13 protein-coding genes are annotated in these 17,975 nt (G+C 61.3%); 6 read left to right on the forward strand and 7 right to left on the reverse strand.

Annotated elements, in window-relative coordinates; genetic code table 11:
• Positions 1–26: 26 nt before the first annotated feature.
• Positions 27–2,078 carry a S46 family peptidase gene (locus ACEWMW_RS07220; protein WP_409413207.1) on the forward strand — a complete coding sequence of 684 codons (2,052 nt, stop codon included), beginning with the start codon at positions 27–29 and terminating at the stop codon, positions 2,076–2,078.
• A gap of 52 nt (positions 2,079–2,130) precedes the next feature.
• On the opposite strand, the gene rimO is transcribed toward ACEWMW_RS07220, so the two are convergent.
• Positions 2,131–3,507, reverse strand: a complete 1,377-nt coding sequence (gene rimO / locus ACEWMW_RS07225) for a 30S ribosomal protein S12 methylthiotransferase RimO (protein ID WP_409413208.1) — start codon at positions 3,505–3,507, stop codon at positions 2,131–2,133.
• 75 nt (positions 3,508–3,582) lie between these two features.
• Between rimO and ACEWMW_RS07230 the strand changes: the two genes are divergently transcribed.
• The gene (locus ACEWMW_RS07230) at positions 3,583–3,996 is read left to right on the forward strand and encodes a DUF1761 domain-containing protein (RefSeq protein ID WP_409413209.1); all 414 of its coding nucleotides are present in this window, start codon (positions 3,583–3,585) and stop codon (positions 3,994–3,996) included.
• Positions 3,997–4,025: 29 nt separating this feature from the next.
• On the opposite strand, the gene ACEWMW_RS07235 is transcribed toward ACEWMW_RS07230, so the two are convergent.
• From ACEWMW_RS07235 to serS, 3 genes are read right to left on the reverse strand one after another with little or no spacing between them, the layout of a single operon-like run.
• On the reverse strand, positions 4,026–5,129 hold the full coding sequence (locus ACEWMW_RS07235) for a potassium channel family protein (protein ID WP_409413210.1): 1,104 nt from the start codon (positions 5,127–5,129) through the stop codon (positions 4,026–4,028).
• 7 nt (positions 5,130–5,136) lie between these two features.
• Entirely contained in the window at positions 5,137–5,898 is a 762-nt protein-coding gene (surE, locus tag ACEWMW_RS07240) for a 5'/3'-nucleotidase SurE (protein WP_409413211.1), read from the reverse strand.
• Complete coding sequence (serS, locus tag ACEWMW_RS07245; protein ID WP_409413624.1) at positions 5,898–7,178, reverse strand: serine--tRNA ligase; 1,281 nt, start codon at positions 7,176–7,178, stop codon at positions 5,898–5,900. Before serS ends, surE begins: the two co-directional genes overlap by 1 nt.
• A gap of 145 nt (positions 7,179–7,323) precedes the next feature.
• On the opposite strand from serS, the gene ACEWMW_RS07250 reads away from it, so the two are divergent.
• The 4 genes from ACEWMW_RS07250 to ACEWMW_RS07265 all read left to right on the forward strand — a co-directional run bounded on the left by ACEWMW_RS07250 (position 7,324) and on the right by ACEWMW_RS07265 (position 11,123).
• On the forward strand, positions 7,324–8,631 hold the full coding sequence (locus ACEWMW_RS07250; RefSeq protein WP_409413212.1) for a sulfotransferase family protein: 1,308 nt from the start codon (positions 7,324–7,326) through the stop codon (positions 8,629–8,631).
• A 75-nt stretch (positions 8,632–8,706) separates the two neighbouring features.
• On the forward strand, positions 8,707–9,042 hold the full coding sequence (locus tag ACEWMW_RS07255; protein ID WP_409413213.1) for a DUF4212 domain-containing protein: 336 nt from the start codon (positions 8,707–8,709) through the stop codon (positions 9,040–9,042).
• The gene (locus ACEWMW_RS07260; protein ID WP_409413214.1) at positions 9,039–10,814 is read left to right on the forward strand and encodes a sodium:solute symporter family protein; all 1,776 of its coding nucleotides are present in this window, start codon (positions 9,039–9,041) and stop codon (positions 10,812–10,814) included. The genes ACEWMW_RS07255 and ACEWMW_RS07260 overlap by 4 nt, the downstream gene beginning before the upstream one ends.
• Positions 10,815–10,868: 54 nt before the next feature.
• The gene (locus tag ACEWMW_RS07265) at positions 10,869–11,123 is read left to right on the forward strand and encodes a hypothetical protein (RefSeq protein WP_409413215.1); all 255 of its coding nucleotides are present in this window, start codon (positions 10,869–10,871) and stop codon (positions 11,121–11,123) included.
• A gap of 66 nt (positions 11,124–11,189) precedes the next feature.
• On the opposite strand, the gene ACEWMW_RS07270 is transcribed toward ACEWMW_RS07265, so the two are convergent.
• The 3 genes from ACEWMW_RS07270 to ACEWMW_RS07280 are packed head-to-tail and all read right to left on the reverse strand — an operon-like array spanning position 11,190 to position 17,937.
• Positions 11,190–11,399 carry a hypothetical protein gene (locus ACEWMW_RS07270; protein ID WP_409413216.1) on the reverse strand — a complete coding sequence of 70 codons (210 nt, stop codon included), beginning with the start codon at positions 11,397–11,399 and terminating at the stop codon, positions 11,190–11,192.
• On the reverse strand, positions 11,399–15,631 hold the full coding sequence (locus ACEWMW_RS07275; protein WP_409413217.1) for a translocation/assembly module TamB domain-containing protein: 4,233 nt from the start codon (positions 15,629–15,631) through the stop codon (positions 11,399–11,401). The genes ACEWMW_RS07270 and ACEWMW_RS07275 overlap by 1 nt, the downstream gene beginning before the upstream one ends.
• Complete coding sequence (locus tag ACEWMW_RS07280; protein ID WP_409413218.1) at positions 15,631–17,937, reverse strand: autotransporter assembly complex protein TamA; 2,307 nt, start codon at positions 17,935–17,937, stop codon at positions 15,631–15,633. The genes ACEWMW_RS07275 and ACEWMW_RS07280 overlap by 1 nt, the downstream gene beginning before the upstream one ends.
• Between the last annotated feature and the right edge of the window lie 38 nt (positions 17,938–17,975).

Raw genomic sequence — 17,975 nt, forward strand, 5'->3', positions numbered from 1 at the left:
TTTCAAATGCAACCGGAGAGTAGATTATGAAGTTACGTTCAGCGCTTATTGCTGGTGTTTCACTTGTCAGCGCGTCTTTCGCTGCGACCTCGGCGCAGGCCGATGAAGGCATGTGGACGTTCGACGCCTTCCCGACCGAGCGTATGACCAAGGACTACGGTTGGGCACCCGACCAGGTGTGGCTCGACAAGGTGCAGGCTGCAGCTGTCCGGCTCACTGGCGGATGTTCGGCCAGTTTTGTATCGCCAGATGGGCTGATCCTGACCAACCATCACTGCATCTCGACCTGCCTGTTCGACAATTCGACAAGTGAGAATGACCTGCTTGAGAAGGGCTTCATCGCCGCCAGCCGCGCGGACGAAAAGGAATGCCCCGGTCAGCAAGCCGAAGTCGTAACCTCGATCAGCGACGTCACTTCGGACGTGAAGGCGTCTTTCGCTGGTATGACTGGCGAAGCTCTGACCATGGCGCGCAATGCCAAAATCGCAGAGATCGAATCCGCCAATTGTAACGATCTGGCGACCGAGCGTTGCCAGGTCGTCTCGCTCTATGGCGGCGGCGAGTACAAGCTCTACAAGTACCGCAAGTACTCGGACGTTCGGATTGCCTGGGCTCCGGAAGATCGCGCGCGCAAGTTCGGCGGCGATCCCGACAACTTCAATTTCCCGCGCTACTCAATGGATGCGAGCTTCCTGCGCGCCTACGAAAACGGCAAGCCGGTGAGCACGCCGAGCCACCTTGAGTGGAATCCGCGCGCTCCCGAAGAAGGCGAGATCACCTTCGTTGTGGGCAATCCCGGATCGACTTCGCGCCTCTATACGCAGAGCAGGCTGGCCTTCAATCGTGAGGTCCAGGTGCCGATACTCTTGGCGACCGTGTCGGAATTTCGTGGCCGGCTTATCAACGAGATGAGCCAGTCTGCTGAGAAGACCCGTGAAGGCAAGGATACGCTCGACCAGATCGAGAACAGCCTCAAAGTGTTCATCGGCTGGTCGAGGGCGCTCAACGATGCCGGCTTTATGGGCAGGCTGGCAGCGCAAGAGGCCGATCTTCGGGCGCAGGTGGCTGGCAATGCGGAAATCGGCGATCCATGGTCGGATATTGACGCTGCTGTCGCCGGACTGCGCAACGTATATCTGTCCAATCGCTACGACACTCCATCGGGCGATTTGTTCGGTTACGCGAATTCGCTGGTGACTGCTGCGATCGAGCGCGAAAAGCCCAATGCGGAAAGGCTGCCCGGCTACACTAACAGTGCGCTGCCGCTGCTCGAAAAGAACATCACCGATGCCAAGCCGATCTATCCGTGGCTCGAAGAAATGTGGCTGGAATGGAGCCTTTCTAAGGCGCGGGAATACCTCGGCGTTGGCGATCCGCAGAGCCAGTTGTTGCTGGGCAAGGAAAGCCCTGAGGCATTGGCCGAACGGTTGGTGACGGAAACCAAGCTGGCTGATCCTGAAGTGCGCAAGGCCCTATGGGAAGGCGGAATGGAGGCAATCGAGGCTTCGGATGATCCGCTGATCCAGTACGCCCTGAGGCTGGAGCCGCTCCAGCGCCAGAACCAGAAGTGGATCGACGAGAATTATTCGGCGCCGCTTTCGATCGCCAACGGCAAGCTCGCTGATGCCCGCTTCGCTGCTTATGGTGACAGCGTCTATCCGGACGCGACATTCACGCTGCGCATATCCTACGGCCAGGTGAAGGGCTGGGAAGAGCGCGGCCAGGATGTGCCTTATCGTACGCTAATGGGCGGTACCTATGACCGCGCAACGGGCTACGAGCCGTTCGATCTTCCGTCCGCGTTCGCTGCGCACAAGGGCCATTTTGATGCGGACGCCACCTACAATTTCGTATCCACCAATGACATCATTGGCGGCAATTCGGGTTCACCGGTAATCGACAGGGATGGGACGGTTATCGGTACCGCGTTTGACGGCAATATCCACTCGATCGGCGGGAACTACGGCTACGATGGCACCATGAACCGCTCGGTTTCGGTCTCGACCGAGGCGATTCAGGTGGCGCTCGAAACGCTCTATCCGGCACCGAACCTGGTGAAGGAATTACAGGGCGGATAATCGCAAGATTGGCAATGGCCCGGGGGTTCCACCTCCGGGCCATCCGCACAGATCAGCGCGCAATCGCGCCGTAGAGATCGTGCGCGTCGGCGTCTTCGATTGTCACGTCGACGAAATCGCCCTGTGACAGAGCCGCAGGGACATCGCGCAGGTAGACTGCTCCATCGATCTCGGGCGCGTCGGCCTGGCTGCGGCCGGTGGCACCGATGTCGCCATCTTCATCAGGCTCGCCGACTTCGTCGATGATTACGCGGATGGTCTTTCCGATCTTCGCCTGCAGTTTCGCAGCGCTGATCCGCTCGGTCACTTCCATGACCCGAGCATAGCGTTCTTCTTTTACCGCTTCGGGGACCGGATCGGGCAGGAGATTGGCTGCAGCGCCTTCGACCGGCTCGAACCGGAAAGCGCCCACGCGGTCGAGCTGCGCTTCTTCCAGCCAATCGAGCAAATAGCTGAAATCGTCCTCGGTCTCGCCGGGGAAGCCGACTACGAAGCTCGAGCGGACTGCGATCTCCGGGCAGATCGCGCGCCACTTCTTCAGCCGCTCAAGGATCTTGGCTTCGTTGGCAGGGCGCTTCATGGCGCGCAGCACGCTCGGCGATGCATGCTGGAACGGGATGTCGAGATAAGGTGTCAGCAAACCTTCGGCCATCAGCGGGATTACCGCATCGACATGCGGGTAAGGATAGACATAGTGCAGACGGACCCAAGGCACGTCGCCTTGAGACGTGCGCAACTGGCCCAGCTCGCGCGCCAGGTCGGTCATATGCGCGCGGACCGGATTGCCCTTCCAATCTCGCTCTTCATGGCGGGTATCAACCCCGTAAGCGCTGGTATCCTGGCTGATGACCAGCAGTTCCTTCGTGCCTGCCGCCACCAGCTTTTCGGCCTCGCGCAGCACCGCATCAATGCGGCGGCTGGCCAGCTTGCCGCGCAATTGCGGGATGATGCAGAAGGCGCAGGAGTGATTACACCCCTCTGAAATCTTGAGGTAACTGTAGTGGCGCGGAGTGAGTTTTACTTCAGGCTGCGGGATCAGGTCTACGAATGGCCCTTGGCTCGGCGGCGCGGCTTCATGCACCGCTTCGACCACATCCTCGTACTGGTGAGCCCCCGTGATCGCGAGCACTTGCGGGAAGCGCGCGCGGATCGTCTCGGCCTCTTCGCCCATGCACCCAGTGACTATCACGCGGCCATTTTCGGCGATCGCCTCGCCGATCGCTTCGAGGCTTTCTTCCTTGGCACTGTCGAGGAAGCCGCAGGTGTTGACCAGCACCACGTCCGCGCCGGCGTAGTCCGGGCTCATGGCATAGCCGTCGGAACGCAGGCGCGTAAGGATACGCTCGGAATCGACCAAAGCCTTGGGACAGCCGAGGCTGACCATGCCAACGCGCTTCGGTTCGGGTAATATGGTTGCTGCTTCGCTCATCGGAGCGCGCCCCTACACCCGATTGCAGCTTTACGCTACACTTTGCAGCAGTTTGAGTGGGAGAGGGGGGCAAACATGCTTGAAGTCAACTGGCTGGCGATCGTGCTGGCTGCACTGGCCGGATTCGTCGTGGGCGGCATCTGGTATGGTCCCGTGATGGGCAAGAAGTGGATGGGCGCGGTCGGCCTGACCGAAGAACAGGTCAAGGACGGCAAGATGGGCATGATCTATGGCGGCGCGTTTCTGTTCTCGCTCGTGGCGAGCTGGACTCTGGCGCATACCTTTGCGAGCTATGCCAGCTACGGAGCCGAGCTATCGGTTTTCGCCAAGGTGATGACGGCTTTCGGGGCCGCGCTCGGCTTTATCGTTCCGGCGATCGGGACAAATTACCTGTTCAGCCAGAAGGGCAAGACGCTGTTCTTCATCGATGCAGGCTACTGGCTGCTGTTCTACATCGCGATGGGATTGGTCCACGCCTACATGCCGTAGGCAAACTGTGACCCGACGAGTCAGACGGATTATTTCTCGCTGTCTTGCCCATCGCCGTTGGTTGTGCCGTTCTCGGTCGGGATGATCTCGACCACGATATCGCCCGGCTGGAGGTTCTGGCATTCCTCTTCCCAGAAACCCAAGGCCTTGCCGTCGCGGTAAATGCGTAATCCGCGCCCGCCGCTATGGAGTTCCGAGATGGCGCAGCCGCATTCCTCTTCGGTAATCTCGCGCTCGACCAGTTGCACGCGCCCGGTGACCGAAGCGAGATCGGCCATGTAATCGGCGATATGAGCGCCCTTGGCCGAGCCAGCCAGCAGCAGCCCCGTAAAGCGGACAGGGTTGATAACATTGTCTGCTCCGGCCTGGCGGGCCAGTAGCTCGTTGTCATTCGCGCGCACCACGACACTGATCGGAACATCGGGCGCGAGATGCCGCACCGTGAGCACGATCAGGATCGATGTATCGTCACGGCCCGCAGAGACGAGCACGCGCTGAGCCTCTTCGATGCGTACGGCATTGAGCGTATCGTCCCGCGTTGCATCGGCAGCCATGACGTTGCAGCCAAGCTTTTCGGCTTCGCGCAAGCGCTCTTCGTCGGGGTCGATGATCACGATCCCGGAAGCTTCGGTTCCGCGCTCGATCAGCTCCTCGACCGCCTCCGAGCCCGAAATGCCGTAGCCCAAAACCACGATGTGACCAGTGAGTTGCTCCTGGATACGGGCCATTCGCCATTTCTCCCAGCTGCGCTTGATGATGAAGGTATAGGCCGTGCCGACAAAAATGAAGAACACGGCGAAGCGGATTGGTGTGACGATAACGGCTTCGATCAGGCGTGCTCGATCGGTTACCGGGGCAATATCGCCGAACCCGGTAGTCGTGACCGAGATCATGGTGAAATAGACGACATCGAGGAAACTGATGTCACCATCGACGCTATCGACCAGCCCGGCACGATCCCACCAGTGGATCATGATGACGACGAAGATCAGGAACAGCGCAAAGCCGATACGCAATCCCAGATCACCCCATACCGGGATGCTGACCGCCCGCCGCAGCGGACGGAACTTGCGCCCGCGAAACGTCTGGCGGCGAGCCTTCTCAGAACCCCAGTCGGTGCGGCGTTCGCTCATCTGCGGATCATCCGAAGCATTCGCCCAGTCTTTCGAGTGAGGCGTGATGGGTCAAGTCCAGTTGCAGCGGAGTGACGGAAATCGCATTACCTTCAATAGCTTCAAGGTCGGTGCCGTGATCAGGAGTGTTCTCGATCGCGTCGAGCCCAAACCAGTAATAGGGAAAGCCGCGCGGGTCGTGCGCTTCGACTACCGAGGAGCGGGCGTAGTCATGAAAACCTTGGCGCACCACGCGCACGCCCGATACGTCCTTGGCATCGCACCACGGAAAATTGACCGTCACAAGTGTGCGCGGGGCGAAGGGGACATCCAGCATCAGGCGGATGACTTTCTCCGCCCAGCCGCGTGCCGCGTCGAAACGGTCACCGGATGGCGGGCGCTCGCGCGTCATCACTTGGCTCAGCGCGATCGACTTCACCCCGGCAAGCGCGCCCTCCATCGCTGCCGAAACTGTGCCCGAATAAGTTATGTCGTCGCCCAGGTTCGCCCCGGCATTGATGCCCGACAGGAGCAAGTCGGGCGGGCTGTCGAGCACCTGCTTGAGGCCGATATTCACCGCGTCGGTTGGAGTTCCGGTGACCGAAAAACGGCGATCGGTATGCTTGCGCATGCGCACCGGCATCGAGAGGGTCAGCGAATGGCCCGCTCCGGTCTGGTTGTCCGACGGTGCGCAAACCCACACGTCATCGCTGATCGCGTGGGCTATTTCCTCAAGAAGCGCGATGCCGGGAGCATGGATTCCGTCGTCATTGGTGACGAGGATGCGCATCAGGCGGCAGGCTCGATCTTCGCCACGCCGCCCATATAGGGCGCGAGCGCTTCGGGAACGGTGATGCTACCGTCCTCCTGCTGATAGTTTTCGATCACCGCGACGAGCGTGCGCCCGACCGCAAGGCCCGAGCCATTGAGCGTATGGACGAACTCGGTCTTCTTCGAGCCTTCGGGCTTGTAACGCGTGTTCATCCGCCGCGCCTGGAAATCGCCGGTGTTCGAGCACGAGGATATCTCGCGATAGGCGCCCTGTCCGGGCAGCCACACTTCCAGATCATAGGTCTTGCGCGCGCCAAATCCCATGTCGCCTGTGCACAGCAGCATCTTGCGATAGGGCAGGTCGAGCGCCTGCAGGATACCTTCGGCTGCTGCGGTCATGCGTTCGTGCTCGGCTTCGGATTCTTCGGGGCGGCAAATGCTGACCAGCTCGCACTTCTCGAACTGGTGTTGGCGGATAAAGCCGCGTGTGTCCTTGCCTGCCGCGCCCGCCTCGCTGCGGAAGCACAGCGTCAGCGCGGTCAACCGCATGGGCAGCGCCGCATCGTCGACGATCTGGCCCATGACCGAACTGGTCAGGCTAACTTCGGACGTCGGGATTAGCCAGCGATCGTCAGTGGTGCGAAAACTATCGTCCGCAAATTTCGGTAACTTGTCGGTGCCGTACATGGCTTCGTCGCGCACCAGCACCGGGGGATTGCATTCGGTATAGCCGTTCTCGCGGGTCTGCTGGTCGAGCATGAACTGTCCGAGCGCGCGGTGCAGGCGCGCCATATCGCCGCGAAGGAACGTGAACCGTGCGCCCGAGATGAGCGCGCCGGTCTCGAAATCCATGCCCAGTGAGGGGCCAAGATCGGCATGTTCCTTGGGATCGAACGCAAAATTGCGTTGTTCGCCCCAGCGTGAAACCTCGACATTGCCCTCTTCGTCGTCGCCTGCGGGAACGTTGTCTGCCGGTAAGTTCGGGATCACCGCCAGCGCGTCTTCCAGCTCTTTCGCAAGCGCGCGGTCCTGCTCTTCCAAATCGGGCATCGATTGCTTGATTTCGGCGACTTCGGCCTTGAGCGCTTCAGCTGTCTCGGTGTCGCCCTTGCCCATCGCCTGACCGATCGCCTTGGAGGCCTCGTTACGGCGATTCTGCATCTCTTGCAGACGGGTCGTGACCTCGCGCCGACGCGAATCGAGCGCAATTATAGCGTGGGCCAGCGGCTCTGCGCCGCGGCGCTCCAGCGCCTTGTCGAAACCTTCCGGATTTTCGCGGATCATGCGGATATCGTGCATGGCGCAGGCATATGCCCTCTCGCGCGAACAAATGCCAGCCAGCTTGGCGAGCAAAATTGCGGCGGGGTTGATCGGAACATTCGATCCGCTAGAGGATTGGATCACAAGGGCTTTTGGAGCCTTTACGCAGCGGGGGCGAGAAATCTTGGACCAGCGACCGATCCAGCCGCCCAGCCGTACTGCGTTTATAGACATTGCTGAAAAGTTTGTCCGCGCTGGCCGCGCGGTGGGAATGGTGCAGCCTGCGAGGCTAGAGAAAGACTTCCTGCTCGGCCAGGCCGCGGCGGCAACCGGGCTTGATGACTATGGCGACCCTTGGTTCGAGGGACCGATGGAGGTGCTGCTGGAATCGGTCCGCAACGAAGCACGGCTGAATGTTGCGGGCGATTTCTCCGCCATGCAGCAATTCCACAAGGTGCTGAAAGACCGGCTGTGGGCGCAGATGTGGTTCAAGCGTCATCCGGAAGTCCTTGCGCGCCCGATCAAACGCCCGGTGGTGATCGTTGGGCCGATGCGCTCGGGCACCACGCGAATGCATCGGCTCCTCGCTAGCGACCGGCGATTTTCTCATATGCGCAGCTTTGAGACGATCAGCCCGGTGCCGCGCCCCGATTTCAATGAAGTGCTGGAGGGCAAGAAAGAAGACTTCCGCCCGGTCCTCGCCAAGCGGATCATGCGGGTGGCGAGGCTGGCCAATCCGCGGACGCTCTCGATCCATCCCACAGGTCCGTTCGAGCCAGAGGAAGAACTCGGGCTGCTTGTCGCATCGATGTGGGGTATGAAGCACGAAGCGCAGTGGCACGTGCCAGAATACGGGCGCTGGTGCGAGGGCGAGGATGCAACGCCAGCCTATCGTTACCTTGCCGATCTTCTCCGCCTTGTCGGCTGGTCGCAGCAGATTTCATCGATCCGCCCATGGATCCTCAAGACGCCGCAGCACATGCTCGATCTGAAGGCCCTGCTGACGGTGTTCCCCGATGCGCGGCTGATCTTCACCCACCGCGATCCCAATGCCGTGGTCGGCAGCGCGACGTCGCTCGCCTGGAACCAGACGATCATCTATTCGGACCATGCCGATCCTGCCCGTATGGGCCGCGAATGGCTGCGCAAGACGCGGCTGCAGGTCGAGCGGATGCAGGAAGCGCGTTCGGCGATCCCGCCTGATCGCATGATCGATGTCCAGTACGAAGAAATGGAAAGCGATTGGCGCGGCACGATGGAGCGGGTCTATCGCTTCCTCGAGCTCGACATGGAGCCTGCGGTGCCAGGTATGGAGAGCTATCTTGATCGTTCGCGCTCACTCAAGCGGCATCCGCATCGTTACAGCCTGGAAGAGTTTGGCCTCACTCCCGACCAAGTGCGGGACGAGTTGGGTGACTATGTCCGGCGCTTCGATGTCCCGATCGAAACGCCAGCCTCCGCCTTAAGGCAAAAGACCGCAGCGCAGCGTTAGCGCGATCCCTGCCTCTCAAATCCGCGCTTGCGTTACGGTGTGGTCTGGGCAGACTGCACCGCGAGGGGGAGTTTGATGGACGAGAGCACGGATTCGGTAGCCGCAGAGACAGACGGCAACCACGCCAGGGCTTATTGGAGCGCAAATTTGCGCCTGCTCGGCTGGCTGATGAGCATCTGGTTCTTCGCCAGCTTCGGCGCAGGCATCCTGTTTCGCGATTTCCTCGACCAGTTCATGATCGGCGGTTTTCCGCTCGGCTTCTGGTTCGCTCAGCAAGGCTCCATCTATGTCTTCATTGCGCTGATCGTTTTCTACGCCTGGAAGATGCATAGGATCGAGCGGCATTATGCGCTCGACGATGACGAGGACACCTCGCAAGGGGAGAACCCCCCAGAACGAGAAGATCAATGAGCACGCAGGCGCTGATATATCTCTTCGTGGGCGCGAGCTTCGCGCTGTATATCGGCATCGCGATCTGGAGCCGTGCCGGATCGACCAAGGAATTCTACGTCGCGGGCGGCGGGGTCAATCCGGTCGTCAACGGCATGGCCACGGCGGCTGACTGGATGAGCGCGGCGAGCTTTATCTCGATGGCGGGGCTCATCGCGTTCCTGGGCTACGATGGTTCGGTCTACCTCATGGGCTGGACCGGGGGCTATGTGATGCTGGCGTTGCTGCTCGCGCCCTACCTGCGCAAATTCGGGCAATTCACCGTGCCCGACTTCATCGGTGCGCGCTATTACTCGAAGGCAGCACGCACCGTGGCTGTGGTGTGCCTGATCTTCATCAGCTTCACCTATATCGCGGGCCAGATGCGCGGCGTGGGAATCGTTTTCTCCCGCTTCCTCGATGTCGAAGTCGAGATAGGCGTGATCATCGGGATGGCGATCGTATTTTTCTATGCGGTGCTCGGCGGGATGAAGGGCATCACCTATACGCAGGTGGCGCAATACTGCGTGCTGATCTTCGCCTATATGGTCCCAGCGATCTTTATCTCGCTGCTGATCACCGGCAATCCGGTGCCGCAATTGGGTCTCGGTTCGGTGGTGCAGGATGGTTCGGGCATGTATGTGCTCGAGAAGCTCGACAGCTCGCTGCAAGCAATGGGCTTCGGCCCGTATACCGATGGCAGCAAGTCAATGATCGACGTGTTCTGCATCACCGCCGCACTGATGATTGGCACCGCCGGCCTGCCGCATGTGATCGTGCGCTTCTTCACCGTGCCCAAAGCATCGGACGCGCGCAAATCGGCGGGCTGGGCGCTGGTCTTCATCGCGCTGCTCTACACCACCGCGCCGGCTGTGGCGGCCTTTGCGCGAATCAATTTCAACCAGACAGTCGACCAGACCGAATATGCTCAGGCGCCCGCGTGGTTCAAGAATTGGGAAGCGAACAACCTCATCGCCTGGCGGGATAAAAATGGCGACGGGGTGATGCAGATTGCTCCGGGCGCCGCGTTTGAAGGTGCGCCGGTCTACACCGAAGGCGGCAGTGGCAATTCGGGCGAGCGGCTGCTGGACAACGCCGCAACTGACAATGCCAACGAGGTCTATTTCGATAATGACATCATGGTGCTGGCCAATCCGGAGATTGCGCAGCTTCCCGGCTGGGTGATCGCGCTGGTGGCGGCGGGTGGTCTCGCTGCTGCGCTATCGACTGCGGCGGGCCTGCTGCTGGTGATCTCCAGCTCTGTCAGCCACGATCTGCTCAAGTCGACATTCAAACCCGATATTACCGAGAAGGGCGAGCTATTGGCGGCTCGACTGGCCGCGACCGCAGCGATTGTGGTGGCGGGGATCCTCGGGATCTATCCGCCCGGTTTTGTGGCGCAGGTGGTGGCTTTCGCCTTCGGTCTTGCAGCTGCTTCGCTCTTCCCGGCGATCTTCATGGGCATTTTCTCCAAGCGCATGAACCGCGAAGGCGCAATTGCAGGGATGGTGAGCGGCCTAGGGTTCACTTTTCTCTACATCGCATGGTTCAAACTCTGGAATCCGGCTGACAATACCGCCGAGCACTGGCTGTTCGGTATATCGCCCGAGGGGATCGGCGTGGTGGGGATGCTCATCAATTTCGCGGTGGCGATTGCGGTTGCCAGGATGACAGCGCAGCCCCCTGCAGAAATCGACCGGCTGGTCGAATCAATTCGTGTCCCAAGGGGGGCTGGGGCTGCCACCGGACACTGATTGCCGGAACAATCAGATGATTAAGTCGTTGATCATGCAAAAGGAGATTAAAGCATGATTGGCAAGGTAATCGGAGCATTCGTAGGCGACAAAGTCGCCAAACAGACCACTAGCATTGGCGGCCCGACAGGTGCTGCGCTGGGTGTATTAGCTACCAGCGTAATTGCCCGCATGAGCATTCCCGCGATGGTGGTGCTAGGTGCCGGCGGCTACGCGGTGAAGAAATATCTTGACAAGCAAGACGCTGAGAAGAGCTCGACCAACGACAACACCCCGCCGAAAACGTCGGTTGCACCGGCAACCGCGTAGGCGTTCACTTCGCACCTCGATCGCGCATTGATCCCCGTCCGTTTGGGCGGGGATTTTTTGCGTCAGCTACTCGTCGCTGGTCGTCTCGGGCTGGGCCGCATTGGCGCCGGGCTCGGCTGCAGCGCCTTCCTCCCGTACGAGTTCGGCATCGATCGACTTCGCCCTCTCGGTGATCTCCCGGTGCGTGTCCTCGTAGCGCTCGTCGAAGTCCTCTTCGTCGCTGCAACCTGCTGCGATTGAAGCCAGCAGCAGGACAGGGATCGCCAGCCAGCGCATCAGTAGTTGATCCTGTAGCGTACATTGACATCGGTTCCGTTGGAACCGCCGGCCCGGCTGAGGACAGACAGCGCAGGCGTGAGGCTCACCTCGATCTGCGTGGCGGTAAATCCCCGCGCATCGGTTACCAGCTCTATATAGACATCGTCGGTGAGATACTGGCCCGCCGCCAGCGCTGTGCCGCGCCCGTTTGCCTCGTCAGGCCCCAAGATACGTAGCCGGTCGATACCCGTCGCCGAGCGAAGCTTGCCGAGCGGATTGAGTCCGCCGCCGCTGCTGCGCAGCGAGTTGAGCGACGATGCCAGCTGCACTGCCTGGATGGCTGAAAGGTTCTCGACCGAACTACCGAAAAGAATACGCGATATGATCTCATCCTGCGGCAAACCGGGCGAGCTGGTAAAGTTGACCTGCGGGTTCAGCGCCCGACCGGAGACATTCACGTTTACCTGGATTTCGTCGATATCCTCGGTTGCGACGAGCAGGATCGACGGGTTTACCTCCCGGCCACCGGTAAAGTTAATCCGGCCTTCGCTCAGTTCGAAGCGCCGGCCGGCAAAACCGAGCGAGCCGCGGATCAGGCTGACTTCCCCGGATAGTCGCGGATCCGAACTTGTCCCGGTCACCCGGAAGTCCGCGCTCCATTCGGATTCGAGCCCCATGCCCGATACGGAGAGCTGGTTGGGTGCTTCCAGTGCGATATCGAGGCGCAAGCGCGAGAAGATACCGGGCACCACGTCTGCCGGTTCGTCGCCAGTGATCCGCTGCGGACCCTTGGGAGGCTTGAAGCGCACGCCGCTGAGTTCGGGAACCTGCGCGGCGCCTTCCCGCACGATCTCGTAATGGGTATCCGGAAGCAGGATCGCGCCGGAAAGCAATGCATCGGCCCCCGCAGACTTGCTCAGGCGCAACTCACCTGTGGCAGTGGCATCGAGTGTTTCGGAGCGCGCGAGACGCGCATCGTCAAGCGTGACGCGGAGGTCCATCGGATAGCCATCATCGGAAGCAAGCGAGACATATCCCGTTGCTGCGATGGAGCCGTCCCCGGCTGCCGCCGTCAGCTGCTCGATTTCCAGCCGTTCGCCGCTGAAGCGTCCTTCAACCTTCATATCGGAAAGCCGCGTACCGTAAGTCTGGTTTTCATATGTCAGTTTGTTGGCGCGCACGATTCCGTCAAGACACGGGCGCGAAACCCGGCAGGAGAAATCGGCCGCTATTCCGATCGGACCGGAGAGACGCTGGTCTGGCTGGCCGGCGAGAGAGAACAGGGTATCCGCTGGTCCATTGTAGCGCACACCGCCGCGTAGTGGAGCTTCAAGCAGTCGGGTGAGCCAGGGGCCGGATCCAGGCGGGAGCGGGCTGAGCGACGCTTGCATCCGCCCAATCACGGAACCGCGCCGCCGGAATACAGCGCGCGCGTCGCCGCCGCTGGCGAGCAGCTTGCCGACAACATTGATGTCCGTCGCCTGGCTTACCGAAACGGCCGTGGTCCGGGTGAAGTTCTTGATCGTCAGGCGGGCATCGGCTCTTGGAAAGGCGGTGAGGGTCTCCTGGGCAAAGTCGAGGCTTCCGCTCGCCCGGCCGTTGATGCCAAGCCCCGGCATGAAAGCATTGACGACTTCGAGATCGACCGAATCGAGCCGGCTCTGGATCTTGAGGCCGGTCCCGTACTGGCCGGCCAGCCGTACCGAGCCGCGGCCGATATCGATCGTGGTGGGGAGCAGCTCATATTCCCCGTCGCGCGGTACAATCCGCGCCGGCTTGACAGTCTTGAAGCTAATCCCGCGCATGCGTCCGTCGATTGCGGCGCGCCACAGGTCTGGGGTCATCTGGACATTGCCGGCTACACGGAACGGAGCGCCGCTCCGTCCCTCGGCCAGGATGCGCGCGGTGCCGTTTCCATCCTGATAGTCTATCCGTGCACGCGCTGCGGCAACGGTAAGTCCCCACAGCCGCGCCCCTGCCAACTGGATGTCGGCAGCGACCGTCGGCGTGTCGCGCAGCACCACACGCGCATCGACGATAGCGGAGCCGATCCTCAACTGCGCTGGACCGCCTAATGCTGCATTGCGTGCGCGCAGGTTGATCAGCGCCTCCTGATGCGGACCGGCAGCGCCGAGCGTGGCAATCCCGTCGACGCCGTTACCACTTGCAACAAGCCTGCCAGCAAAGGGACCGGCGGGTGTCTGACGCAACGATCCGCTGAAATCGATCCCGCCGAGATTGGCACTGGAAATCTCCATGGTGGCGACCTCGCCGCTACCGAGGATGATATCGGCAATCAGAGGCCCATAATCGGTATCGCCGCGCGCATTGAGCCGGTAACCCCCCGCAGCGGCGGTTATCGCGGTTTCGAAATTCGCCAGACCGATGCCGAAACCCGGCCGCTCGGCAGTGATCGTGGCGCGCGGATCGGCGATGGTGCCCGCGACCCTGATCCCGATCGGGCCGTAGCGGCTGGAATCGGCATCGGCGATGAGCGCAATCTGGCCGCTCGGGCTATAGCTGCCGCTGCCCCCCGTCACCGTGACGAGCGGAGCGCGCAACCGAAGGTTGCGGAAGGTTATGCTCCCGTCCGATCGATAGCGGACATCGGCACCGGCGACCGCCGGACCGCCGAGGAACTCTCGAACCGATTCATTCGTCAGCTGGCGCGACCGCACTCCGATCCGACCCGCAAGCGCAAATCCGTCGCGCTCGGTTTCGAGATCGAGGTCGGTCGTTATATCGAAGATGCCGACGCTTTCGATCCGGTAGTTGTCGATCCGGCCGTCTATCGCCCCGGTGTAGATCCCGCTCGACATATCGGCGGCGAGGATCAGTGTCGCATCGATCCGGTCCGAACGGATCCGCATGTTATCGGACAGGATGCGCGGCCCGTCGATTGCAAGATCGCCCGTAAGCCGGATATTCTCCAGTGCCCCACCGGCCACCGTATCGAGCCCCGTTATGCGGGCGACACTGGCGCTGACGGGTATCTGGATTCGGTCCGCATCGATCCGTGCTTCCCCTTCGGCCCGCAGGTTCTCGATCCCCATTTCATCGAGGATGAGGCGATTGGCATTGAGCTGGTATTGAACCGTCGGCGCCGCGAATGCGCCATCGAGCACAATCCTGCCGCGCAGGCCGCTTCCGCGCAGATTTTGCGCCAATGCAGAAGGTCTAAGCAGAACGAAGGACGCATTGAGTTCTTCGAACTGGCTTTCACCCAAATCAGCGATTCCGTTGGTGTTCACCCGCATTGCCGCGCTGGTGAGGCTTCCGGCGAGGTCAAGGCGGCGACCTTCGGCCTGCGCTTCGATATCGACCGTCATTTCTGGCCCAAGCAGCGCGGCGGTCGGCCCTTCGAACAGGCTCGCCAGACGCGCGGGGCCTTTGACTCCCAGTGTACCGTCGCGCGCGGTTAGCGCGAGTTGCGCAATCTGCTGCGCACCCGAACGAGCCGTGAGCGCTCCGTCCCACTTGGCCCAATCCCCGCCGCCCGCGACGCGGATTCCCAATTCCTCATTGATGCCAGCAATTGCAGCAATGACGCCGCCCGACGGGGCGACCAGTTCAAGATCCAGCTTCAGCCGGTTTTCTTCTGGAACAGCGTCAAGCACCAGCGCCAAACGGTCTCCGCCCTCATCCGAGCTACCGCCGATCGTGCGCCCGTCAAATTCGAGCTGCGCCCTGCCATCTGCGATCCGGGCATTGCCCGACATGATCGCCACTTGCCGCTCGCCCGTGACCTGAGGTTCGACCACAAAGCGCTCGATCGTGAAGCTTCCGATATCGATGTCGATGTCGGGCAACAGCGGATCGTCCGGATCCGTCTCGTTCAGCTCGGGGATGCGTTGAAGGCGCACCACTCGGCTGTTGAGCGAATGGATGTCGATGTGACTGCCAAGATAGGCTGCCGGATTCCAGTCCAGCTCGACCCGTGGGGAGGTGAGGAAAACCCCTTTCGGATCCGACAGCGAGACATCGTGGAGAACCATCGCGCCATAGATCGAGCCTTCGATCCGGCCGATGCTCATACTGATGCCGCTTTCGCTCTCCAGCCCTGCGATCTGGTCCGAAATCAACCGCTTCCCGGCGCTGGTGTTCAATCCGAATATCAGGGCCGCAACCAGCAGCGCTAGTCCGGCCAGCGCAATTGCCGCCCATTTCAGCACGATGCGAGCCCTGCCTGATCGTTGCGGCACAGCGTGGTCCTGCGCGTCGGCTTCTGCCAGATCGACATCCTCCGCCATCAGAAGGCCTGGCCGATCGAGAGATAGAGGTTGATGCGCGATTCACCGGGGCGGCGATCCAGAGGCGTCGCGATGTCGACCCTCAGGGGGCCGAAGTTGGTGTAATAGCGCGCTCCGAGGCCGGCACCGATCCGCAGATCGGAAAGATCGGGGAACTCGTCACGGTAGGCCTGCCCTACATCGACAAACGCCACGACGCCAAAGTTGCCAAAACGATAGCGCACTTCGGCGGCAGCTTCATTGACGCTGCGCCCGCCAATGGGGCGGGACACGAGCGGATCGTCGGTTTCTTCAGCATCATCGGGATCGAACCTGGGATTGGGCTCGAGTGACTGGGGCCCCAACTGCTGGAAGCCGAAGCCGCGTACCGACCCGCCGCCGCCCGCATAGAAGCGGCGCGAAGGCGCGAGATCGAACCGCGCCGCACCCTGGATCGTGCCGACGCGTGCGCGGCCTGCGATGACGATCGAGTCGCTTATCGGGTAATAGGCCGAGCCATCGAGGCGGACCCGGACATATGGAGAGAAATTGCCTTGGAGCGACCCTTCCGGTTCGACGAGTGCGGTAAGCCGGAAGCCGCTGGTAGGATTGAGCAGGCTGTCCGACTGGTCGAAACCGACCTGACCGGTGAGGCCGCCGATCAGGAATGTCCGGTTCTCGCGTACGCCTCTGGCCTCGAAAAAATCGTCCTCGACCGTGCCGATGATCTGGGCGCCGTAGGCATAGGTCAGGCGCTTCTGCCAGATCGGCGTGGAATCGTAACTGACGCGAGCAGCGAGTCGTCCGGTAAAGGCCTCGAACGCATCGTAGCTGCTGTGAAATGCCTCTGCCACCGCTTCGAAGGTGCGATCGCGCCGTCCGGCGTTGGCACGGCGGAAAGTCCCGCTCAGCCCTTGCTCGGCGGTGCCAAGCGTAGCGCTGGCAATGACTGCGCCTTCTGGAGGGAACAGGTTGCGGTGTGTCCAACTGCCCGAGACGCGTGCGCCTTCTCCTGTGCCAAAACCGGCGCTCGCGGCAATCGTACGCGGCGGACCGGCATCCTGCTCGACTGCAATCTCAACGTACTCGGTTGCGCCCTCGGCGATCTCCCCGGTTCGCTGCGGCCGCACGGTTACCGTGCTCAACAGGCCGGTCGCGACCAGCGCCTGGCGCAAATCGTCGACCTTGCGGCTGTCATAGAGTTCACCCGGTTCGAAACGCGCGAGCACATCGATATGCTTGGCGTCGAACGCGAGATCTCCTGTTGTCGTAAACCCGCGGAACCGTGCTCTCGGTCCGATGTTTACGGGAAGGGTGTAGACGCCTTCCTTGGTGTCCTGATCGAGCAGGATATCGCGCTCACCCACTTCGGCGAATGGATAACCCTGCTCGGGCAGCGCAATCGCCACCTGCGCCTCGGCACCCTGGACCCGGGTCGCGATAATCGGCTCGCCCACTTGGAGCGCGAGGTTCTCCGATATCAGATCAGTTGGCTCGGTGGGCTCCGCAACGATTTCGATGGCGGAGAAGGTGTAGCGCGAGCCCGGAGAGACTTGGAGAAGGGCCGCGAGCGGTTGCCCGTTGGCGGCGCCCGAGCGATCAATCCGCGTGCTTATCGTGGCCTCATACCAGCCCTCCGATGCCAGGATGCGTTCGATCAGTTGGCTGTCTTCCTCAAGCCGCGCAGCGACCTGCGCAACATTGGCGGCCTTGCCATCGCCTTTCTCCAAGGCGGAAAGATCGTTGAACATGTCTCGCACCGAAATCTCGGTCTGCGCGTCGGCATCTTCGATCCCGGTTAGCTCAGTGACATATTCAACTTCGAGTAGTTCGCGATCGGCTTCGCTTTCGGCGAATTCTACTGGCTCGACCTCGAAACTTGCCAGCGGCGGCAGCGGTTCGAGCAATTCGGCATCGCGGATCGGGGCATCGCCGATTTCTTCGACCGGATCGCCATCGGCGAGGGCGGGGATTACGCCTCCCTCCGGTTCGGACTGGTCTTGGTCCTCAAGCCCCTCTTCCAGGGCAAGGCGGCGCTCGAATTCCTCGATCGATTCGAGTGAGCGCAGTAATTCCTCATCGTCCTCGATTTCCATTTCTGGAACCGCCTGGGCAAACTCCTCGTCGGAAATGATTTCCTCGATCTCGGGAAGTTCAGTATCGGCAGGGAGCGGAGGTGGTGAAAGCTCAGGGGCTGGGATTGCCTCTTCCTGCTGCCGGTCCTGCGTTGATGCAACAGCCTCAACCGACAATGTCGCGAGACAAGCGCCCACGAATGCGATCCGCCTCGCAGCGCTAACAGCGTCTCGCAATCGGTAAGCCAGCATTCACTCGACCCTCACCCGTGACGACAAGCCTGTTTATC

The organism is Litorerythrobacter xanthomarinus, from assembly GCF_046254955.1.
Classification (GTDB): Bacteria; Pseudomonadota; Alphaproteobacteria; order Sphingomonadales; family Sphingomonadaceae; genus Qipengyuania_C.